We start from the raw sequence: 20,879 nt of genomic DNA on the forward strand, positions 1-20,879 counted from the left end.
ATGGTTTTGTACAAAGGTCAGCCCTATGTCCCAGCCCGGTCTTTGGACTGTGCCCGGCCTTTTCCCGCTGAAGTCCTGGGAGCTAGTATAGACGACTTAACGACCATTAACCACTGGCCTTCTTGCCTGGCCGCCCTGGTCCAAAAATATCGTCAGTACTACCGGCAGAACTATTGTCTTCTGCCTCTTAACCATTCCCTGGAAGCCGAAGCATATGGCAGCCAGGTCTACCATGACCGTTACCTGGGAGACCGCTTAGACCCCAAAAGCAAGCGCCAGCTAGACCATGGACCGCTGGGAGCTCTACCGCTGACGGACAATGCCTTAGCCGCATCCTTGGCGGCCTGCCAGCGACTCAGTCAAAAGGGAGAGAAGATCTGCTTTAACCTGACTGGCCCCTTTACCCTGGCTGAACAGCTCTATGATTTCAATGATTTGCTAGGATGTGCTCGCCGCCAGCCAGCGAGTTACCAGGCAGTGATGGCGCCCTTAGTTCAAGGCTTGACTCGTGTAGGCCAAGCTGCTCTTGATGCGGGGGCCAGCGTGCTCGCCCTAGCTGATCCAACGGGGGATCGAAAGCTCTTAGGCCCCCGCCACTATGGTCAAGTCGCTGGTGGCTTGCAGAGGGACTTAGTCGAGAGGCTTTTGCCTTCAGTTGAAGCGCGAGGAGCCAAGCTCTACCTGTCTCCAGGCCTTTACCGCGGCTTGGCAGCTTTAGGCTGGCTGGAATGCGGCCCCAAGCTGGCCCCAGCCCAGGATTTTCCCCAGGTGCTCTTTAGGGAGACCTGGTCCGCTAAGGGACTCGTGACTGGGAGCTTGCAAGAGGGCATCTATAAGCTCAATCCAATAAACAAGCAAGAGAAAGGTGATTTTTAATGACAGAAACGATGACATCCGTTGACCGCTTGCAAGCCTATCAAGCCGGTCAAGCCGTCGATCGCCGTCCAATTATGCTCTTTCACGGAACGGTAGGAGCCAAATTGGCTGGAATGACCTACCGCGAATCCGAAATGACCGCTGAAAATATTGCCCAAAAAGAAATTACCGTTGCCGAAAAATTCGCACCGGATAATTACTCGGTTAACTTTGGCCTCTACGGAATGGGACACGCCTTGGGCAGCCAGTTTAAAGCATCTGAAGATAGTTCAGATGCCATTGTTTCCTATGCCTTGGATGACCTGGCAGCCATTGACCAACTCGATGCAGGCCGTCTCCGTCTTCGTAATGACCCTAACCAGCAGAAGCACTATGAGGCTATTGAACTGATCCAGAAGAAATTGGGGCCGGACTACCGCATTGATTATGAATTAAGTGGTCCGATAACGAGTGCCGCTAGCCTCTACCCACCGGAACAGCTCCTGCGCGCCACCCGCAAGAAGACCGACCAAGTCCACCAGCTCCTGCGTTTTGTAACGGATGCCTTGTTACAGATTATTGATGACTTTGCGGCGGCCAACCCTTCCATTGGCTTTTCTCTCACCGATCCGGTTGCCTCCGGAGCGCTCTTAAGTCCTAAGCAATACGAGAAGTTCTGCCAGCCTTATACCAAAGAAATTGTTGATCGGATCCACCATTATGGTAAGTCAGTCACCCTCCATATCTGTGGGGACTGTACCAAGAGCTTGCCCTATATTGCAGGAACTGGGATTGACTATTTCAGTGCTGACCAAACCGTTGACCTCCAAGCGGCTAAGGAAGGTTTGGGCCCTGACTGTGGCTTGATTGGAAATATTGATCCGGTGAAATATTTCTTACAAGGCCAGCCAGAAGATTTAGAAGCCCAGGTAGCCCAGTCTTACGCCCAAGCTGCTGACCATGAAGGCGGCTATCTGCTCGGCCCTGGCTGCAGTGTGCCTTATCATACGCCAGAAGAAAATATCCAAGCCTATATGGAAGCGGCCCGCCGCTATAGCCGCGATGACAAGTAGTTTTTAGTCTTTTTTAGGATTGATTCGTGCTATAATAAAGGTAAAATAAAGGGCTTGCATATTAAGCACATAAGAGATGGGGGATTCTGATGAAATGGGATGATTTGAGACGGAGTAAGAACGTCGATGACCGGCGAGGCCAGAGCATGGGACGGCCGTCACGGTCAGGTGGCAGTGGCTTAGGCGGTCTTTTAAGCCTGCTCCTGATGTCAAGGCGGGGCGGTGGGAAATGGCTTGTGATTATCATTATTTTGATGATGTTATTTGGCGGCGGCAGCTTCTTAGGGGGCGGCCTAGGTCAAGAAACAAGCAATCAAGAAGCCCAGACCAGCCAGCAGGTGGAGACCCAGCAGGCCGGTGCCTCAAGCGAGGAGAAGGACTTCCTGTCAGCTGTCTTGGGATCGACCGAAGATTTCTGGTCAGAACTCTTCCAAAGCCAAGGCCAGTCCTATGACCCCGCGACCCTTGTCCTTTATACCGACCATGTGCAAACTGGGGGCTGTGGCTTCGGGTCAGCCCAGGCGGGGCCTTTCTACTGTCCGGGTGACCAGTCGGTGTATATCGACCTTTCTTTCTACCGGGAATTGAAGAACCGCTACCAGGCACCTGGCGACTTTGCCATGGCCTATGTGCTAGCCCATGAGGTAGGCCACCATATCCAAAATGAACTCGGCATCATGGATCAATACCAGCGGGCTGTCCAGTCTGCGGGAGAGACGGAAGCCAACCAGCTCTCTGTTCGTCTAGAGCTCCAGGCTGACTACTTGGCTGGTGTCTGGGCCCACTATGCGGAAAATCAAGGCTTACTAGAGAGTGGCGATATCCAAGAGGCTCTCCAAGCGGCCAATGCCGTTGGAGATGATACCCTCCAGGAAGCCGCCTATGGACAAGTGGTGCCTGACAGCTTCACCCACGGCTCTGCCAAGCAGCGCCAAGCCTGGTTCGAGCGCGGTTACAAGTACGGCGACTTGGACCATGGGGATACCTTTAACACCTATCTTGATTTTGAAAAATAAAATCATGATGAAAAGAGGGCCAAGTTGGTCCTCTTCTTTTTTGAAAAATATACTGCTAGGTCTTGCGTCTTTCCTAAAAAAGGCGTACAATAAAAGAGTTGCTAGATAAGGAATTAGCTAGTATACATTAAGCAGAAGTGGCGGAATGGCAGACGCGCTGTCTTCAGGCGGCAGTGTCTAACGACGTGTGGGTTCGACTCCCATCTTCTGCATTGAACAGGGTGCGAGAAAGAGCGCTTAGCTTTGGATGCTTGGAGTAAGTCAGAATAAGGGCAAGCACCGCTTGCACGTTTCTGACTTGCGAAAGCACTCCAAAGCTGCTCTTTCGAACCCGACTGAACAGGGTGTGAGAGGATCCCTTTCTGCCTTTGCAAACCCGACTATAGGGTGCGAGAAAGAGCTTCAGTTGAGGCTCTTTTATTATTTATGAAGTCAATTTAAAACAAATCTTTGAAAGCATACCCCTCCAGTATAAAGCTTGAGGGATTGCTTGAGGGATAAAGCTCCGCAAGAGTTGAGGAGGGACTGCATTAAGCCTCCAGAGATATGAAGCTACGGTTTAGCCGTGGCTTTTTTTGTGCTTTTTATCAAGTCTGATTTGTTAGCAAAATTTCTAAAACAAAAAAAGCTGAGCCTTTCGACTCAGCTTAAGCTAATGCCTAATTAACATTAACATATTGAAGTTTTTCAATGCCTGGGAATTCTTTCTTCAGATCATCTAGAATTTCGTCTGAAACTTCGGTATCGACTTCAAAGACAGAAATCGCTGGGCCATTGATTTTTTGGCGTTGGTTCATCATGAAGGAAATATTGAAACCTTTATCAGCCAGGTAGTCTGTTAATTTTGCAATGACACCAACTTTGTCTTTGTGGTAAACAAAGAGGGTAGGTCGTTCACCAGAGAATTTAATGTCGTATTCACCAATTTTTTGAGCTTCAATCTTACCCCCACCGATGGAGCTAGCAATCACGCTGATGTAATTATTAGCACCCCAGAGGTCAACAAGTACAGTATTAGGGTGGTAGTTGCCGAAGTCAGCTTCCAGGAAGTGGTATTTGAGACCAGCTTTTTCTGCCATTTCTTCAGCATCTGCAATATTTGGATCGAAAGTTTCATAACCGAGGACGCCACCAATTAGGGCGCGGTCAGTCCCGTGGCCTTGGTAAGTCTTAGCGAAGGAATCCATCAGACTGAAGACAACTTCTTCTGGTTCTTCACCCAAGAGTTGACGGGCCAGGTTCCCGATCCGGGCAGCACCAGCCGTGTGAGAGGAGGATGGACCGACCATTACAGGGCCGATGATATCATAGGCAGACTTGTAATTGGCGGTCTTGGTATTCATTTCGAGCTCACCACGTGAACCGAAGACTTCTTCTTTGATGGACTTACCAGTTGGTGTACCAGCTAAGCCACCAATCCCGGTTTCACGCAGGGAAGCAGGCATTTCTTTACCGATATCATACATGGCACCGATGACTTCATCCGCTGGAATAACGCTCTTCACGCCAGCTAGGGCCATATCAGCAGCAGCTAGAGCAGTAATGGCATGGAGGCCGTTACGGATAATGCAAGGCACTTCAACCAGGCCAGCTACTGGGTCGCAAACCAGACCTAGGGAGTTCTTCAAGGCTAGACCGAGAGCATGGCCGACTTGGTCAGGTGTTCCGCCCTTGAGTTCGACTAGGGCACCGGCAGCCATAGCTGTTGCAGAACCAATTTCGGCTTGGCAACCTCCTTCAGCCCCAGCGATACAAGCTTGGTTGGCAATGGTTAGGCCGAGCGCTGAGGAAGTGAACATAGCGTTAACTAATTCATCCTTTTCATATTTGCCTGTATCATACATGTGGGTGATAACAGCAGGTAGGATGCCGGCAGAACCAGCTGTTGGTGTAGCCACAATCCGGCCCATGGCAGCATTGACCTCGTTAACAGCCATGGCATTAGCAGCTACTTCTAAGGTATCAGGATTAACCAGCGAATCCATGCCTGCATCATGGACATATTCGTAGAGACGGTGTCCGTCACCGCCTGTAATCCCAGTTTGAGACATGGCTGCTTCTTTGGTTCCCTTGCGTACAGATTCCACCATTACATCGAATTGGTCAGCCATCGCTTGACGTAACTCATCAATGCTTTTCTTTTGATACTCTGATTCAGTCTCAAGCATCAATTCGTAAATTTTCTTATTCTCTTCTGTTGCAGTTTCAATTAATTCTTTTAAATTTGTAAAAGACATTAATAAGCCTCCTTTAAATAGTATAATGATGCAAGCTCAGACTTATTATAATATAAATTGAAAGCGTTGTCAGGTGAATTCCCCTATTATTGTATTAAGTGTTAAAGAATTTAGGGCTAGGCCACTGTTTTCTAATTAAATTAAGGGGATTATGAAACATTAATGCATCTTAATCATTTGTTAATAAAAAATTAGTGAATAGTCGCTATTTAGACGTGGAAGTGCTATAATGGGCAAAATTATGTCGACTAAGGAGGAAAAATAATGGAAGTAGAAAAGAAGACGCCGCTCCAGTCCTTTCTCGATTGGGTGGAGCGGGTTGGGAACCGTCTACCCCATCCTGTGATTATCTTTATTATTTTATCTATCGTTATAATGGTTTTATCCGCTATTTTTGCGGAACTGGGAGCCAGTGCAGAATACTTCGATGCCAAGGCTAATGAGCAGGTGACTGTAGAAGCGGTCTCGCTCTTAAGTGGGGAAGGCCTCCGCTACATCTTCAACCATGCCACAACGAATTTTACGGGCTTTGCCCCCTTGGGAACGGTCCTCGTCACCATGCTCGGTGTGGGCGTGGCTGAATGGACAGGTTTGATTGGATCTGCCCTGAAGAAACTTGTTACCCAGGTTCCAGATAGCCTGCTTACGGCAGTCGTGGTATTCGCAGGTGTCATTTCAAATATCGCTTCGGACGCGGGCTATGTGGTGGTTATTCCGCTGGGAGCTATTGTTTTTGCAGGAGCGGGCCGCCATCCGATTGCTGGTTTAGCAGCGGCCTTTGCGGGGGTGTCGGGGGGCTTTTCGGCTAACCTAATGTTTGGACCGACTGATGCTCTCCTGACGGGGATTACTAATGCTGCTTTGAACAGTGTAGGAATTGAACATACCGTATCAATCACCGGCAACTGGTACTTTATCATGGCTTCCACCATCGTTTTAACCCTAGTAGGGACATGGGTATCCACCCGAATTGTAGAACCCCACCTGGGCCACTACGAGGGCAATGCGGTCCACGATGACCAAGCCCTGACTCCAGATGAAAACCGGGGACTCAAGCATGCGGGAATTGCTTTGCTTGTCTTCCTCGTTATATCCGGCCTGGCTATGGTTCCTGAAGGGGCCCCCCTTCGTTCCTTGAATGAGGCGACGGGCCAGTATGACTTGCAGGAATTCTTAAACAATGGCTTGATCTTCTATATCTTCTTACTCTTTACTATCCCTGGCTTGGCTTATGGCCGGCAGACTCAGAAGATTTCCTCATCGGATGACTTCGTGGCCGCTATGACGGCTTCAATGAAGTCGATGGCTTCTTATATTGTTTTGGCCTTCTTCGCAGCCCAGTTGATTGCTTACTTCTCCTATACTAACTTGGGCCTCTTATTGGCTAATTCAGGGGCTGAATTCTTGAAGACGGTCGGTTTAACAGGGATTCCTTTGATCCTAGCTTTCATTCTTTTAACGGCCTTTGTCAATCTTTTTATTGGCTCGGCATCAGCCAAGTGGGCGATTATGGCGCCAATTTTCGTGCCCATGTTCTTCCAACTCGGACTTTCCCCCGAACTGACCCAAATGGCTTACCGGGTGGCGGACTCATCGACTAATATTATTTCGCCTCTAATGTCTTACTTCGCCATGATCCTAGTCTTCATGCAGCGCTACGACAAGAAGTCAGGACTAGGAACTCTCATTTCCGTAATGCTCCCTTATTCCATCGCCTTCCTTGTCTTTTGGACGCTCATGCTAGTTGCGTGGTACGTCTTAAACCTACCCCTGGGACCGGGCGCAGGCCTCCACGTTTAAGAAGAAAAGAAGTGTTCACTGTGAGCACTTCTTTTTTCTTTTCTTCATGATTGGGCTATGCTAAGCTTAAGAGACTGATAAGAGAAGGGAATGAAAGCTGATGTCGGATATTGTAAAAGCTCTGGAAAAGTAAGCGGTCGTCATCCTCGACGGGGGCTTAGCCACGGAATTACAAGCTTATGAAGAGGAACTCAACCATCCCCTATGGACAGCCCGCCTCGTGGAAAGAGCTCCTGAGGCGATTAAAGCAGCCCACCAAGCTTTCTTTGAAGCGGGAGCTAATATAGCCACTACAGCCAGCTATCAAGCCAGCGTGGAAGGTTTTGTCAAGGCTGGCCATAAGAATATTGAAGCGCGAACCTTAATGCGTAAGGCTGTCTTTTTAGCCAAGCAGGCGCGGACTGCCAGTGGAGGCGATCAGGCGAAATGGTTGGCTGGCTCTATCGGACCCTATGGCGCTTTTCTAGCGGATGGGTCAGAGTATCGGGGGGATTACGAGCTCTCTGATTTAGAGCTTTATGCCTTCCATGCGGAGCGCTTTGCCCTCTTGGTTGAAGCGGGAGTGGACTTAATTTTCTTTGAAACCATTCCTAATTTTGTGGAAGTGAAGACCTTGCTCAAGCTCTTGGAGAAATTTCCCGACCAAAAAGCCTGCCTCACTGTCAGCCTTAAAGATCCTTACCATATGAGTGATGGCACAGCCCTGGAAGATTTACAGACCCTGCTGGATTGGCATCCACAAATTATTGCTTATGGTGTCAACTGCTGCCCAGCGGCTTGGGTGAGCCCTGCCTTGGATACCATGGGGCCTTCCGCTCTCAAACCTTTTATTGTTTACCCTAATCTAGGCGGGACCTACAATCCGAAAACCAAGCAATTTGAAGGGCAGAAGGAGGTGTCCATCAGTGACTGGGTGACTGATTGGTATGATAAAGGAGCGCGCTTTATTGGCGGTTGCTGTGGCACTACAGCCCAAGATATCAGAGAAGTCCGACAAAATTTGGATGCTTATATCAAAAATAAAGAGTAAAAAAACCAAGCACAGCGGCTTGGTTTTTTTCTCTAATTCCGTTCCTGCTGGCGTTTTTGTTTGAGGAAGGCGGCCAGCCAGTTGTAGTCTTGCTCGGTTGGTAGGGTTTGGACGTAGAGGTTGGGGATTTTGAAGTCATGCGGCATATCGAAGGTTGAGATGATAAGGTCGCATTTGAGATTTTCAATCAGTTTGCGCTTGAGTGGGAATTGCTTGTAAATATGGAAGTCGATCACTAAGCCGAAACGGTTGTTCAAGGCGTCCTGGATGCGGTGGGCGTGGTCGCTGGAATAATTGCTGACGATATAGGCGACTAGCTTTTGATGGGCCAGGTGCATATGGGTGTGAAGTTTTTCCCAGCCGGTATAGAGAGCATAGATGAAATTGGTCAGGCCGTAGGGAAGCGGTTTGAGACCGATCGACTGGAAATAATGCTCGCTTTCTTTGACAATGAGGTCATAGAGGTCGGGGTAGAAGTGGGACATGGTTTCGATGTAGTCTGCCTTCCGGTCGATTAAGAGGCTGTCCTTTTGAATATCTGCGACGGTTGTTAAGAAGGCATAGTTATGCAGGCTGAGAATGAGGCGGTCGCGGTGTTCAATATGGACATGGGCCTCCTGGCAGATGGTATCCAAGAATTGATTCAAATATTCAACCGACCGCTGAATTAATGGGCGCTCGCTGATTTCTGCCTGGAAATTGCGGAGGTCGACATAGATATTCTGATTGAGGACGGGCATGAAGAGTTGGACGGCATTGGTCAAGTTCAACTTAAAGTTAAAACTTTGCTCCATATTTTTGAGGTCGTCATTTTTCTCGAGTTCGTCGATAAGGTCCTGGTAGATGCCCTTAAAGAGGGGGATATCCTTGGATTGGATGAGATGGCCTTTTTGGGTGCGGATGATGCCGATCGCTAATAAGATTTTGCCTGATTGGAACCAGGCGTTGGTGTATTGGTGGCAGGTTACCTTCCAAGCGGTGCTGAGGAAGAGCTCACAATATTGCAGGTTAACCTCTTCGAAAGGCCATTCTAGCGGACTATATTTTTCGCGGAAGAAGAACATGAAGAAGAGGCGAATATTGGTCTCAGGGCCAACGAAGCGGTAGGGGCTGTTAGAGATTTCAAAATTAAACTGACTGCGCAGGGCCTGGTTCAAAAGATTGATATTCCGATAAACGGTTGATGGACTGACAAAGATTTCATCGGAAATTTCTTGGGTTGAAATATCCGGGTGAAAAAAGATCTGTTCTAGAATATTGAAGGCGACGGAGTCTCTCATGTAGAGGCGAACGAAGGTATAGTAGTCAACAGAAGGGGCATAGATGCCGCGGATACCGAATTTTGACCGCTCAATGGTCAAATATGAGGAGAAATTATTCTCAATATAAGACAAGTCCTTGCTTAGGATGCGGTCCGAACAATCGATGGCTTCCGCTAATTCAATCATCGTAATCCAGTCGGTCGACCGATAGAGGATGTGAAGTAAGCGCAGTTGGTGCTGTTCAGCAGATGATAACACAGAGTACATAATAAAACCTACCTTCTCAATTAGCCTGGCTTAGGTGCAGAAGAAAGATGAAATATTTTTCTTCTGAAAAAAAGCTAATGCTTTAATTATAGCATTTAATTGGCTTTATGAAGCCCCTAAGAATATAGAAAATATGAATTGATGGTCTTCACTTGACTTATAATTTTTGTTCAGAATTTTTTATTGAAATTTCAGCTTGACCAGCTTCCTCTTTATTATGTGCGGGGCTTCTAGTAGAATAAGGACAGAATAAGAAAAAGGAGCGATGACATGGCCACTCAAGACCTCTTAGCCTATCACTATGGCTATAGCCAGTTCCGGCCGGGACAAGAGGAGATTGTAGAGGCAATTCTAGACGGTAGGGATGTACTAGGTGTCTTGCCCACAGGTGGGGGAAAGTCCCTATGCTACCAGCTGCCCGCCCTAGCGCTGGAGGGCTTAACCCTAGTGATTTCTCCGCTGATTTCGCTGATGAAGGACCAGGTGGATAGCTTACATGAGCATGGAATTCGAGCAGCCTATCTCAATTCGGCTTCGTCCTGGGAAGAGGTTCAGTGCCTGCGTCAAGCCCTAGGTCAAGGGGACTTGGACTTGCTCTATGTGGCTCCGGAGCGGTTAAAGCATCCGGCTTTTATCGATTGGATGCGGGAAGTTAAGCTGAGCCAAGTGGCAGTGGATGAAGCCCACTGCGTTTCCCAATGGGGCCATGATTTTCGCGCTTCTTATCGTGAAATTGGTGGTTTTATTGAAGCCTTAGACCAGCGGCCCGTCGTTTCGGCCTTTACGGCGACGGCCACGGCTTATGTACGCCAGGATATCATCCAGCAATTGGGACTTGAAGATCCTCGGCTGGTGGTGAATTCCTTTGACCGGCCCAATTTGAAACTCCGCGTCTTAGAGCCCCAGTCTAAGTGGGAAGCCCTCCGCCAAGAGCTGCATCCAGAAGAGGCCATGATTATTTACGCCAATACCCGCAAACAAGTCGACCAGCTCTATGACCGCCTCCGCCAGGCCAAGTTTAAGGTCGTCCGCTACCATGCCGGTCTATCTGCTGAGGAGCGTGAAGCTGGTCAGAATGCCTTTATCTATGAAGAAGTTAACCTGATTGTGGCAACCAATGCCTTTGGGATGGGGATTGATAAGCCGGATGTGCGCAAGGTGATCCACTATAATATGCCAACGGACCTGGAGAGCTACTACCAAGAAGCAGGCCGGGCAGGGCGCGATGGCTTGCCTGCTGAAGCCATCCTCCTCTACCATGCCAAGGATATTGTGGCGGCTAAATTCTTGATCGGGCAGAGCCAGGATCCAAGCTCTGAACGCCGTCTCCAGGCCATGATTAACTATGCCGATTATGCCGGCTGCCTGCGCCAGTACCTCTTAAGTTATTTCGGCGAAAACCTGGCTGAGCCTTGCCAGAACTGTTCAGGTTGCTTAGAGGACATCGATGTTCGTGATGCCAGCCGGGAAGGGCAGATGGTGCTTTCTTGCCTAGTTCGCATGCGCTGGGCTTATGGCATGTCCATGGTCTGTGATGTCCTCCGCGGCAGCAAGGCCCAGAAAGTGCGGGACAAGGGCTTCGATAGCTTATCTACTTATGGCCTCTTAGCAGATTATTCGGAGAAAGAAGTCAAGGATATTATCTCCCAGATGCTGTCCCAAGGTTACCTCAGCCTCAACCAATACAAGGGCCTTGAACTGACCCCAGCCTCCAAGGCCCTGCTCAAGGGGGACAAGCAACTGACCATCAAAGCGCGACCCTATAAGGCGCACAGCCAAGCTAAGTCAGCTCAGAAAACAGCGGTGGCCAGTCAATTATCTGAACGTGATGAGGAACTCTTTGAAGCCTTGCGCGAGCTCCGCTATGAACTTGCAGGAGATGAAGGGGTGCCAGCTTATATTATCTTTAACAACCAGACCCTCTTGGAAATGGCTGAAGAAAAGCCCCAGACCTATGATGACTTTCTTGATATCAGCGGGGTAGGCCAGGTCAAGGCTTCCAAGTATGCGGATATCTTTATTGAGCGTATTGAGGAATGGTTGGAAGGTTAAAAAAAGAACTTCTAGACTGGCTCGTTTAGCCTGGCGCTAGAAGTTCTTTTTGTGTTTGTATTTGCTTTTGTTTTATTCGTCTTCAGGCAAGCTCCAGTCAAGGATAGGGCCTGCTGGAACGATACCGTTTGGGTTGATGGTGTCGTGTGACCGGTAGTAGTGTTCTTTAATATGTTGGAAGTTTACTGTATCGGCAATTCCTGGCATATTGTAAATCTTACGGGTATAGTACCAAAGATTAGGGTAGTCTACTAATTGATGGTAGTTGCACTTGAAGTGGCCATGGTAGACGCTATCGAAGCGGACCAGGGTGGTGAAGGTACGGATATCTGCTTCTGTGAATTGGTCACCGACTAAATAGCTGTGGTCTTCCAAGTGGGCTTCCAGTTCATCGAGCATCTTGAAGACATTAGCGACTTCCTCTTCATAAACCGCTTGGTCGGTCGCAAAGCCTGCCTTGTAGACACCGTTGTTGAGATTGTCGTAGATCTTGTCATTCCAATGGTCAATTTCTTCGCGCAAGTTTTCAGGATAGTAGTCGCCTTCTTTGGCGCCAACTTCATCGAAGGCAGAGTTCAACATGCGGATGATCTCAGAAGATTCGGTGCTTACGATGGTATCCTGCTTGAGGTCATAGAGGACGGGCACCGTCACCCGGCCAGAGAAATCTGGGGCCACATGGGTGTAGATTTGATAGAGATAGTCCGCGTCGATGACTGGATCCTTGATCACGCCATCCGCCTCGTCAAAGGTCCAACCGTGTTCAGCCATTAAGGGGTTGACCACAGAGAGGCTGATCATATCTTCTAGCCCCTTCAACTTCCGCATCATTAAGACCCGACTCGCCCAAGGGCAGGCCAAGGAAACATAGAGATGGTAGCGGTCCGCTTCGGCCTTGAAGCCGCCTTCGCCGCTAGGGCCTGGTTGACCATCTTTAGTCACCCAGTTACGGAATTTAGCAGCATCCCGTTCGAAATGCCCACCTGTGCTTTCAGTATCATACCATTGGTCGCGCCATTCGCCATTAACGAGTAGTCCCATACCAACACTCCTTTTCTATTATTTCAGTTTCGATATATTTTTATTATAACGAAAATCATAGCAAAAAACGAATGAAACGCTTGGCGAATGATAAGAAAAATATGTTTTGTCTGTTTTCCGCATTGGCTAATTCATACAGACTGGCTCAGCTGACTTGGTCCAGTGAAGGAAAGCTAAGCGCGTGCCCTCACACCCTATAGTCGGGCTCGACTTGGCAGGCTTGGAGTGATTTCACAAGTAAGGAAGGAGCGAATACTTCGCCCTTATCCTTACTTGCTCCAATCATCCAAGCCTAACCGCCAAGTCTTACGCCCTTGTAGTCGGGTTCGCAAAGGCAGAAAGGGCGTGACTTCAGCAAAGTGGAACGATCGGCTAGAGCCGCTCTTATCCTCTTTGCCTCCAGTCATCCCTTTCTAAGCGCCTTTGCTCACACCCTTATTAAGATACTGGGTGGTTTGGGAGAGGGTGTAGCAGATGAGCCAGTACATGATAGTGACGAGGGCGAAGGTGCCGAGGATGTAGCTGGAGTTTTGGCCGTAGATGATGCGGGCGTTGTGCATGAGTTCGGGCAGGGAGATGATGGTAGCTAGGCTGGTGTCCTTGATGAGGGCAATGAGCTGGCTGACGATGGAGGGGGCCATGGTTCGGTAGACTTGGGGCATGATGATATAGGCCATAGTTTGGCTGCGGCTGAGCCCGGTTGCCAGGCCGGCTTCGAATTGTCCTTTAGGCAGGGCCAGGATGCCGCCCCGGATAATTTCTGAAATCATAGCCGATTCAAAAAGGGTCATGGCGGCTACAGCTGCCCAGAAGATATCCATTTTGATTCCGATTTGGGGCAGGGCGAAGTAAGTAAAGAAGATAATTAACAAGAGGGGGAGGTTGCGAACAGTGTCGATGAGAAAGCCCAGCACGTTAGAAATAATGGGCATCTTGAGATAGCGGAGGATACCGAGGAGGCTGCCGAAGAATAGGCTGAGGCTAATGGTGAGTAAGGTGAGTTTGACCGTTACCCAGAGGCCTTGGAGGAGGAAGTTGATATTAATCCATTGGAAAGCACCGGAAAAGTCCATTGTTAAACTCCTTTCGTGCCTTAGAGGCTATAATTCTTTTCGAGTTTTTGTATGAATAGGGTTAAAGGAACCGTGAGCAAGAGGTAGAAGCCGGCGACTAGGCTATAGCTTGCGAAGGTGTCGAAGGTCTCTAGCGCTACCAGGTCCCCATAGTACATGAGGTCGAGCCCTGCCACCATAGCGAGGATGGAGGAATTCTTCACCAGATTGATCACTTGGTTGCCTAAAGCTGGCAGAGACTGGCGGAAGGCTTGGGGAAAAATCAGGTAGGCCATGCATTGGCGAGCTGTGAACCCCTGGGAGAGACCGGCTTCGAACTGGCCGCGCGGAATGGCCTTGATCCCAGTTGCGATAATATCTGCAATAAAGGATGAAGTATAGAGACTAAGAGCGATCACACCAGATGTAAAACCTGAAAGTTTGACCGAAAAGAGGGGGAGAACCACATAGAAGAACATGACGATGACTAAGAGCGGGATATTACGAAAGATCTCGACATAAATGGTCGCGAATGCTTTCAGAAGCCCCTTGCCTGCGCTCTGCCAAATCCCCACCAAGCTCCCCCAGAGGAAGCTGGCGACTAGGGCAATGGCAGAGGCGAGGAGGGTGTGGGCAAAGCCTTCTAACAAGAGAGGTAAATAGTCGTGCAAAAGGGTAAACATACTAGGCCTCCTTTAAATTTTTAGCATTGGCGCTTTCGCCAGCATCGGGGAACCATTTATGGAAGATCTTGTCATAAGTCCCATCCGCTTTAATTTTAACCAAGGCCCGGTTGACCTCATCACGGAAGTCTTTTTGACTCTTGTCTACGGCAATGCCATAGGGTTCCTTGGTAAAAGCTTCGCCGATCAAGCGGTAGCCGGGATTCTGGTCAGCGATACCTAGCAAAATTGCATTGTCGGTTGTCATAACGTCGCCCTGGCCGGATTGTAGGGCGGTGAAGGCTTCGGCATAGTTTTCCAGTTCAAGGACCTTAGCCTGGGGAGCGAATTGGCGGATGGATTCGGCGGAACTGGAGCCCTTAACGGCTAGGACAGTGTTTTGGGGGCCTAGGTCTTGGACCGATTGGAGGGGCGAGTCTTCTGGGCCGAGCAAGGATTGTCCGGCAGCAAAATAAACATCTGTGAAATCAACTTGTTTCTTCCGTTCCTCTGAGATGGTCATGGTGGCGATAATGGCATCAATATTACCATTCTTGAGGAGGGGAATCCGTGTCTTAGAAGTCACCTCGACAAAATCGGCTTGGGCTTGAGGGCCAGCAATTTCTTTGGTTAAGGCTTTGGCGATATCAATATCGAAACCCTCCACTTCTTGCTTGGCAATATTATAGTAGCCGAAGAGTCGGGTATCGTTCTTGATGCCCCAACGGATATGTGGGGTCTGGCTGCTTTGGATCTTGTCTAAAATACTTTGCGCTTGGCTATTTTTTCCGCAGGCCCCAAGTAAAGTCAAGCAGCTGACCAAGAGCAAGAGTAAGTGTCTTTTTTTCATGAGATGGCCTCCTGACTAATAAGCGTTGACAACTTGGAGGAAGTCTTTGGCCCGTTGACTTTGGGGTTGGGAGAAGAAGTCCTGGCTGGGCCGGTCTTCAATGATTTCGCCGGCCTCCATGAAGAGGGTCCGTGTGCTGACTTCCTTGGCAAAACGCATTTCGTGGGTGACGACAACCATGGTCATCTTGTCGCTTTCGGCAATGTCTCTCATGACGTTGAGGACTTCGCCCACCATTTCAGGGTCGAGGGCGGAGGTTGGTTCATCGAAGAGAAGGACTTTGGGCCGCATGGCGAGGCCACGGGCAATGGCTACCCGCTGCTTTTGCCCGCCGGAGAGTTGGCTAGGGTAGTGGTCACGCTTGTCCCATAGATTTACCCGTTTCAATAATCTTTCCGCGCGTTCGTGAGCTTCTTCTGGGGTCTTTTTGAGGACCTTGAGAGGGGCGAGAGTGATGTTTTCAAGCACGGTCTTATGGGGATAGAGTTCAAAATGTTGGAAGACCATGCCAAAGTCGCGTCTGACCTGGCGGATATTTTCTTTGGGGTCGGAAACGTCCCGACCATCGCAATAGAGGTGTCCACTGGAAATCTTTTCCAAGGCGTTGATGCAGCGGATAAGGGTTGACTTACCTGAACCTGAGGGCCCGATGATACTGACGACTTCACCTTCTTGGATGCCTAAGTTAATGGCTTTTAGGGCGTGATAGTCGCCGTAATACTTTTCGACGTCTTTAAATTCGATGATCATAATGAACAACTCCTTACAAAATAATTAGAAAAAACTTATTAAAAAGATAATAGCATAAATTAGGGCTATGTATAAGTGAATTTCCATACAAGTTATTTATTTCACAATAAATGGGCCCTATGTATTAGGTGTTAAGTCAAGCTAAGCCTAATGAAAAGAGGAGTCTAAGGGCTTGAATTCAGGCTCGAAAGCATGTAGGGTAGAGATATTGAAATGTAAAGGATAGAAAGGATATGCTGCTGTGACAAATCGTAATAAGGGCATTATTGCCATCTTGATCTCTGCTTTTGGTTTTGCTGTGATGAATCTTTGCATCCCCTTAGCCGGAGACCTCCCCACTATTGAAAAGAGTTTTTTTAGAAATATTGTTGCCTTCGCCGTTGCCTTGACCCTCTTGCTGCGGTCTTGGTCCCAAGTTAAGAACCAGGTCCAGGTGGGTGACTTGCCCTGGAAGACCCTCCTCTTAAGGTCGATCTTGGGAACGGTTGGGGTCTTCTGTAATTACTATGCCCTCGACCACCTGCTTCTTTCTGACGCTTCCGTTCTCAATAAGCTGGCACCTTTTGCGACGCTTGTTTTTTCAGCGATTTTTCTCAAGGAACGGATGGATAAGCAACACTTGATCGCCCTGGGCTTTGCCTTTGTGGGAGTTCTCTTAGTCAGCAAACCGACTGGGGCAACAGCCGACCTCCTGCCTTACCTTGTCACTATTCTTGGGGGCTTGAGCGCGGGCGGAGCCTATACCGCGGTCCGTCAGCTTAATAAGCAGGGAGTCCCCAGTGCCTTTACGGTGGCCTTCTTCTCAGGGTTCTCCTGTTTAGTTTGTGTGCCGTATTTAATCTTTAACTATGTCCCCCTCGACCAAAAGTCTTTATTAGCTCTTTTAGGGGCAGGCTTGGCTGCCAGCTTCGGCCAGTTCGGGATTACCCTGGCTTATAAGTTTGCACCAGCTAATGAGATCTCTATTTTTGACTATTCCAGCATTGTTTTCAGTGGTCTCCTCGGCTTCATCTTCCTTGGCCAGGTACCTGATGGCTGGAGTATTCTCGGCTATTTCATTATCTTTACAGGGGGCTTAGTCACCTTCCTCTACAACCGCCAATTGACCCGCAAGCAGTTATCTCGCTAAGCTTTAAATTCAAGATATGTATGCTACAAGAAGAGACTGGGAAAAATTCCAGTCTTTTTTGTTTGGGCTCCAGTCATTCCTTGCTGAATGCCTGTGCTCACACCTTTTTTTACAAAAAGAGTGCTTCTGCCTGTGCTATACTAAGAGTAGTTTATTTCAAGGAGGGATTGTGTTGGAATCCAATCAAAAACAATTGAGCGCTGCTTTCAAACAATCGAGCTCGAAGCTGGCGCTAGCTACGGAGGGGATCTTGGTAGGGATCCTGGCTGGCTTAGGGGCGGTGGTTTACCGCTACATCCTGACTTATGCTGGGGCTTGGCAGCAGGCCCTCTACCAGATAACAAATTTTCCTTGGCTAATTGCGCTTTTTTTATTTTTAGGGATAATGGGGGCCTTAACGGGTATTCTTGTCCAATTGGCGCCCCTGTCCAGTGGGTCTGGGATTCCCCAGGTGTCAGGCGAACTTTTGGGTGAGATGTCTATGCGCCCCCTGCCCACGCTCTTTTCTAAATATCTGGGGGGATTTATGGCCATGCTAGCGGGGATGTCCCTGGGGCGGGAAGGGCCATCTATCCAGATCGGGGCGGCAATCAGCAAGGCCTATACTAAATGGCGCAAGCATGGCGACCTGAGCCAGCGTATTCTTCTAACCTCGGGAGCCAGCGCCGGCTTGTCAGCTGCCTTCAATGCACCGATTGCCTCGACCCTCTTTGTGGTTGAAGAAGTCCATAAGAATATCTCCCCCTTTATTCTCATTCCTGCTCTTTTGGCATCCATCAGTGCCGACCTGGTATCCAAGTGGGTTTTTGGTTTGACGCCGTCCTTTGCGATCAAAATGGACCAACTTCTTCCCCAATCTAGTTATTACTTAATTATTATTCTGGGCCTTGTGACAGCCCTAGTGGGGACGACCTTCAACCAGGTCCTTTTAGCCTTCCAGCGCTTTTTACAGAAGCACTTCCCGAATGTTGTGGTTCGGATTGCCCTAGGTTTTCTCTTAACGGGGCTTATTGTGTGGGCTTTCCCTGCCTTGGCAGGTAGCGGGCATGACTTGGTCTACCAGTATTTAGAGATGCCTTGGCCCCTTAAAAGCTTAATCCTAGTCCTCATCGGTAAATTACTCTTCACCTGTTTCTGTTATGGGACTTCAACACCGGGCGGTATCTTCTTGCCCACCCTCGTGATGGGATGTTTGACTGGGGCAGTCAGCTTTCAAGTTTTCAGCCTATTTATTGATTTAGATCCTGATCTCTTAGCTAATTTTGTCGTTCTTGGCATGGCAGGGGTCCTGACGGCAGTCGTCCGTTCGCCACTAACTTCCATGGTTCTTGTCCTAGAGATGGTAGGGAGTTTGCAGAACTTCCTGCCTGTAGCCATTGTGGCCATCACAGCTTACCTGCTTGCGGAAGCCCTCAAGGTGGCCCCTATCTACGACAGCCTCTATGACCGCATGCGGCCTCTCCCCCAAGACCATAAAGAAAAGGAAGCCGCTATCTTGGAATTTGATGTGCCCTTAACTTCCTCGCTAGCGGGGAAGAAACTAGCTGACCTGGACCTCCCCCAAGAAATTCTCATCGCTTCCATTGTGCGCGGTCGGGCCAGCCTTGTGCCTAAGGGGGCAACTACCATCCAAGCCAAAGATCGACTTCTGATTGTGACCTCCAAGGATCATTTAGCAGCTACCAAGAAACTTTTCCGAGAGGCTGCCAAGACCTAGGCCGATTATTTATAAAGACAAAACAATAATGTATTGCAAAAGAAAATAAGCAATTATTCGTCTAAAAGAACGAGCGCTTAGAAAGTGCTTGTTCTTTTTATTTGGTAAACATTTTATGAAAGGGGTGTTTAACCAGTGATTGGGCTAATGTAATTTTTAGGTAAAAGAAATGTAAATCTTTCATGAAAAATCCCCAGATGGAATAAAAATTTGCTAGGCTATAAGTGTCTAAAATTTTATGTTTTCAGACGATAAAATACGATTAATTGGAGGTATACTTGTAATGTTAGGAACTCAGACTTTGGTGGCCGATTTTTCTGTGACCGAGGACCTAGAAGCTCTTTACAAGCGAGCTAAACGTGTAAAGACGCTGAATCTTCGCGAGCAGGTGGTCTATCTCCACTACCAAGCAGATGCTGACCGCAAGGCTGGTCGTACCTTGGTGGTATGTAGTGACGGGTCAATCTTTAGGACCCAATCAAAGCCGGAAATCCTGATCCAGAATTATAGCGAGCGGATGGCTAAGGAACAGTTCTTCCATCAGAAACTGACAAAGAAACCTTTTCAGCCTGTCGTGAGTGCGGACTTGATTTTTGTTCCCTTGAAATCTGTTAAGCGGGGCACTCCTTCCTGGCTAGCCCTCCACCAGGTTTACCGCCTGCCTAATTTGAAGGAGAAGAGTCGCCACACCATTGTGGAGGGCATGACCAATATCCACCTAACTCTCGATGTGCGTCCCAGCCGTTTTATTCACTTGGTGAGACAGGCTTATTTTAGCTGGGTCTTTCTCAATATGTCAGTTCTCTTGCATACACCTAAGCAGCCCTCTTATTTCAAAATAGAGGATTTAGAAAATAGTCACCTCTTCCAAAGAATGCGCTATACTGAAGCTTCTGACCAATTTAGTGAGCTCTACCAAACAGCTGAAGAAATTCACAGGGAGCGCTACAGTGAACAACTGGAGCTCTGGCACGAACGGGTCTTAGACTTTATCCATTAGATTAAAGTGTGCTATAGTAAAGGGCGAAAGGAGGCTCAGCTATGGCAAAGAAGAGCTATCAAGGCCCAGTGCGGCTCTCAGACTTATCCGGTGATCATGTGAAAAAAGCCTCTGCTGACCAAGCTAAGAGACCAAGTCAGCAGAAGGAGAAGCCCCGCCCGGCTCAAGATTTGGTCCAAGCGGCGCAAGCGCTGAAAGCAAAAAAGTTAGATCAAAAACCGCAGCGTCCGGGAACAGACAATGACCAGGAAAAGTCTGAAGAGGCAGGGCTGTCCGGTGAAATTACCAAGATTGAAGCGCAAAAGCGGCGCAAACATCGCTTTAATATTTATCTCAACCAAAGCTATGCCTTTCCTGTAAGTGAAGCGACCCTGGTTAAGTTTGCTTTGGCCAAGGGTCAGGTCTTAAGTGCTGAGCGAGTAGGCGAGATCCAAGCAGCTGAAGCCGCTGCCCAGGCTTATCAGACAGCAGTGAATTATCTGAGCCACCAATTGCGTTCGGAGAAGGAGATCCGTCAACGGCTCCAGCGGGATGATTGGCCTGAAGGGGTGATTGACCAAACCATCCAGCGCTTAAAAGAACTGCGACTCGTCGATGACTTGGTCTATGGCCAGTCCTATACCCGGACGGCCATGCGCCTGCAGAAGAAGGGTCCCGGTCAAATTCAGCGCAAACTAAAGGAAAAGGGCCTCAGCGAGTCGATCATCCAACAAGCTCTGGAGGAGTATGATGACCAAACTGCCCAGGATAATATTGAAGAACTGGCGGCTAAACGTTTGAAGCAACAAATGCGAAAATATGCCCAGCGCGATAGCGAACAGCGCACAGTGCGCTATTTGATGCAGAAGGGCTTCGATAGTGATGCAGCCAAGCAAGCGGTCCAAAGAGCGAGTCAAGACCTTGTTGATGACGATCTAGAAGATGATAAATTGGACCAGCAAGGCCAGAAGTACTGGCGCAAGTACCGCCGCCTAGACCCTAAAGAGCGCTATTTTAAAGTTAAACAACAGCTTTACCGCCGGGGCTTTGAAGCAGGGGCGATTAAGCAATGGCTAGACCAAGAGATGGAGAAAGAAGAGGGATAAT

17 protein-coding genes, 1 tRNA gene and 1 pseudogene are annotated in these 20,879 nt (G+C 48.7%); 11 read left to right on the plus strand and 8 right to left on the minus strand.

Annotation, left to right across the window (positions count from 1 at the left end):
* The 4 genes from AWM72_RS06475 (at position 1) to AWM72_RS06490 (ending at position 3,156) form a co-directional block, all read left to right on the plus strand.
* Complete coding sequence (locus AWM72_RS06475) at positions 1 to 876, plus strand: uroporphyrinogen decarboxylase family protein (RefSeq protein ID WP_143485108.1); 876 nt, start codon at positions 1 to 3, stop codon at positions 874 to 876.
* A complete protein-coding gene (locus AWM72_RS06480) occupies positions 876 to 1,928 on the plus strand; it encodes a uroporphyrinogen decarboxylase family protein (protein ID WP_067975086.1) in 1,053 nt (350 codons plus the stop codon). The genes AWM72_RS06475 and AWM72_RS06480 overlap by 1 nt, the downstream gene beginning before the upstream one ends.
* A gap of 89 nt (positions 1,929 to 2,017) precedes the next feature.
* Complete coding sequence (ypfJ, locus tag AWM72_RS06485; RefSeq protein ID WP_067975087.1) at positions 2,018 to 2,944, plus strand: KPN_02809 family neutral zinc metallopeptidase; 927 nt, start codon at positions 2,018 to 2,020, stop codon at positions 2,942 to 2,944.
* A 131-nt stretch (positions 2,945 to 3,075) separates the two neighbouring features.
* A tRNA-Leu gene (locus AWM72_RS06490) sits at positions 3,076 to 3,156 on the plus strand.
* Positions 3,157 to 3,603: 447 nt separating this feature from the next.
* On the opposite strand, the gene sdaAB is transcribed toward AWM72_RS06490, so the two are convergent.
* Positions 3,604 to 4,287 carry an L-serine ammonia-lyase, iron-sulfur-dependent subunit beta gene (gene sdaAB, locus AWM72_RS09675; RefSeq protein WP_305781701.1) on the minus strand — a complete coding sequence of 228 codons (684 nt, stop codon included), beginning with the start codon at positions 4,285 to 4,287 and terminating at the stop codon, positions 3,604 to 3,606.
* 12 nt (positions 4,288 to 4,299) lie between these two features.
* A pseudogene (sdaAA, locus tag AWM72_RS09680) lies at positions 4,300 to 5,181 on the minus strand (L-serine ammonia-lyase, iron-sulfur-dependent, subunit alpha); the annotation flags it as partial.
* Positions 5,182 to 5,445: 264 nt separating this feature from the next.
* Between sdaAA and AWM72_RS06500 the strand changes: the two are divergent.
* Positions 5,446 to 6,981 carry an AbgT family transporter gene (locus tag AWM72_RS06500; protein WP_067975092.1) on the plus strand — a complete coding sequence of 512 codons (1,536 nt, stop codon included), beginning with the start codon at positions 5,446 to 5,448 and terminating at the stop codon, positions 6,979 to 6,981.
* 142 nt (positions 6,982 to 7,123) lie between these two features.
* Positions 7,124 to 8,011 carry a homocysteine S-methyltransferase gene (mmuM, locus tag AWM72_RS06505; RefSeq protein ID WP_070485656.1) on the plus strand — a complete coding sequence of 296 codons (888 nt, stop codon included), beginning with the start codon at positions 7,124 to 7,126 and terminating at the stop codon, positions 8,009 to 8,011.
* A gap of 32 nt (positions 8,012 to 8,043) precedes the next feature.
* On the opposite strand, the gene AWM72_RS06510 is transcribed toward mmuM, so the two are convergent.
* Positions 8,044 to 9,540: an AcpB/EbpR/MafR family transcriptional regulator gene (locus tag AWM72_RS06510; RefSeq protein ID WP_067975099.1), complete on the minus strand. Its 1,497-nt coding sequence runs from the start codon at positions 9,538 to 9,540 to the stop codon at positions 8,044 to 8,046.
* Between the two features lie 270 nt (positions 9,541 to 9,810).
* On the opposite strand from AWM72_RS06510, the gene recQ reads away from it, so the two are divergent.
* A complete protein-coding gene (recQ, locus tag AWM72_RS06515; RefSeq protein ID WP_067975101.1) occupies positions 9,811 to 11,592 on the plus strand; it encodes a DNA helicase RecQ in 1,782 nt (593 codons plus the stop codon).
* Between the two features lie 72 nt (positions 11,593 to 11,664).
* On the opposite strand, the gene AWM72_RS06520 is transcribed toward recQ, so the two are convergent.
* From AWM72_RS06520 to AWM72_RS06540, 5 genes are all read right to left on the minus strand, one after another.
* On the minus strand, positions 11,665 to 12,633 hold the full coding sequence (locus AWM72_RS06520; RefSeq protein ID WP_067975104.1) for a glutathione S-transferase family protein: 969 nt from the start codon (positions 12,631 to 12,633) through the stop codon (positions 11,665 to 11,667).
* A 413-nt stretch (positions 12,634 to 13,046) separates the two neighbouring features.
* Positions 13,047 to 13,706, minus strand: coding sequence for an amino acid ABC transporter permease (locus AWM72_RS06525; RefSeq protein ID WP_067975107.1), 660 nt, complete (start codon positions 13,704 to 13,706; stop codon positions 13,047 to 13,049).
* Between the two features lie 20 nt (positions 13,707 to 13,726).
* Positions 13,727 to 14,368, minus strand: coding sequence for an amino acid ABC transporter permease (locus tag AWM72_RS06530; protein ID WP_067975110.1), 642 nt, complete (start codon positions 14,366 to 14,368; stop codon positions 13,727 to 13,729).
* A gap of 1 nt (position 14,369) precedes the next feature.
* Complete coding sequence (locus AWM72_RS06535) at positions 14,370 to 15,197, minus strand: transporter substrate-binding domain-containing protein (protein WP_067975113.1); 828 nt, start codon at positions 15,195 to 15,197, stop codon at positions 14,370 to 14,372.
* 15 nt (positions 15,198 to 15,212) lie between these two features.
* Complete coding sequence (locus AWM72_RS06540; RefSeq protein WP_269465291.1) at positions 15,213 to 15,947, minus strand: amino acid ABC transporter ATP-binding protein; 735 nt, start codon at positions 15,945 to 15,947, stop codon at positions 15,213 to 15,215.
* Between the two features lie 241 nt (positions 15,948 to 16,188).
* On the opposite strand from AWM72_RS06540, the gene AWM72_RS06545 reads away from it, so the two are divergent.
* From AWM72_RS06545 to recX, 4 genes are all read left to right on the plus strand, one after another.
* A complete protein-coding gene (locus AWM72_RS06545; protein WP_067975117.1) occupies positions 16,189 to 17,076 on the plus strand; it encodes a DMT family transporter in 888 nt (295 codons plus the stop codon).
* A gap of 172 nt (positions 17,077 to 17,248) precedes the next feature.
* The gene (locus AWM72_RS06550) at positions 17,249 to 18,793 is read left to right on the plus strand and encodes a ClC family H(+)/Cl(-) exchange transporter (protein WP_067975124.1); all 1,545 of its coding nucleotides are present in this window, start codon (positions 17,249 to 17,251) and stop codon (positions 18,791 to 18,793) included.
* Positions 18,794 to 19,076: 283 nt separating this feature from the next.
* Positions 19,077 to 19,793, plus strand: a complete 717-nt coding sequence (locus tag AWM72_RS06555) for a hypothetical protein (protein ID WP_067975127.1) — start codon at positions 19,077 to 19,079, stop codon at positions 19,791 to 19,793.
* Positions 19,794 to 19,834: 41 nt separating this feature from the next.
* Positions 19,835 to 20,878: a recombination regulator RecX gene (gene recX / locus AWM72_RS06560; RefSeq protein WP_067975130.1), complete on the plus strand. Its 1,044-nt coding sequence runs from the start codon at positions 19,835 to 19,837 to the stop codon at positions 20,876 to 20,878.
* The last annotated feature ends 1 nt before the right edge of the window (position 20,879 follow it).

It is taken from the genome of Aerococcus sanguinicola (assembly GCF_001543145.1).
In the GTDB taxonomy this organism is placed as follows: Bacteria; Bacillota; Bacilli; order Lactobacillales; family Aerococcaceae; genus Aerococcus; species Aerococcus sanguinicola.

What these genes read in the sequence shown, in the direction of transcription:
- AWM72_RS06475 (WP_143485108.1), top strand. Translation starts at nt 1, where the DNA reads ATGGTTTTGTACAAAGGTCAGCCCTATGTCCCAGCCCGGTCTTTGGAC.
- AWM72_RS06510 (WP_067975099.1), bottom strand. Translation starts at nt 9,540, where the DNA reads ATGTACTCTGTGTTATCATCTGCTGAACAGCACCAACTGCGCTTACTT.
- AWM72_RS06525 (WP_067975107.1), bottom strand. Translation starts at nt 13,706, where the DNA reads ATGGACTTTTCCGGTGCTTTCCAATGGATTAATATCAACTTCCTCCTC.
- sdaAB (WP_305781701.1), bottom strand. Translation starts at nt 4,287, where the DNA reads ATGAATACCAAGACCGCCAATTACAAGTCTGCCTATGATATCATCGGC.
- AWM72_RS06520 (WP_067975104.1), bottom strand. Translation starts at nt 12,633, where the DNA reads ATGGGACTACTCGTTAATGGCGAATGGCGCGACCAATGGTATGATACT.
- AWM72_RS06540 (WP_269465291.1), bottom strand. Translation starts at nt 15,947, where the DNA reads ATGATCATCGAATTTAAAGACGTCGAAAAGTATTACGGCGACTATCAC.
- AWM72_RS06500 (WP_067975092.1), top strand. Translation starts at nt 5,446, where the DNA reads ATGGAAGTAGAAAAGAAGACGCCGCTCCAGTCCTTTCTCGATTGGGTG.
- recQ (WP_067975101.1), top strand. Translation starts at nt 9,811, where the DNA reads ATGGCCACTCAAGACCTCTTAGCCTATCACTATGGCTATAGCCAGTTC.
- ypfJ (WP_067975087.1), top strand. Translation starts at nt 2,018, where the DNA reads ATGAAATGGGATGATTTGAGACGGAGTAAGAACGTCGATGACCGGCGA.
- recX (WP_067975130.1), top strand. Translation starts at nt 19,835, where the DNA reads ATGGCAAAGAAGAGCTATCAAGGCCCAGTGCGGCTCTCAGACTTATCC.
- AWM72_RS06555 (WP_067975127.1), top strand. Translation starts at nt 19,077, where the DNA reads ATGTTAGGAACTCAGACTTTGGTGGCCGATTTTTCTGTGACCGAGGAC.
- AWM72_RS06480 (WP_067975086.1), top strand. Translation starts at nt 876, where the DNA reads ATGACAGAAACGATGACATCCGTTGACCGCTTGCAAGCCTATCAAGCC.
- AWM72_RS06530 (WP_067975110.1), bottom strand. Translation starts at nt 14,368, where the DNA reads ATGTTTACCCTTTTGCACGACTATTTACCTCTCTTGTTAGAAGGCTTT.
- AWM72_RS06535 (WP_067975113.1), bottom strand. Translation starts at nt 15,197, where the DNA reads ATGAAAAAAAGACACTTACTCTTGCTCTTGGTCAGCTGCTTGACTTTA.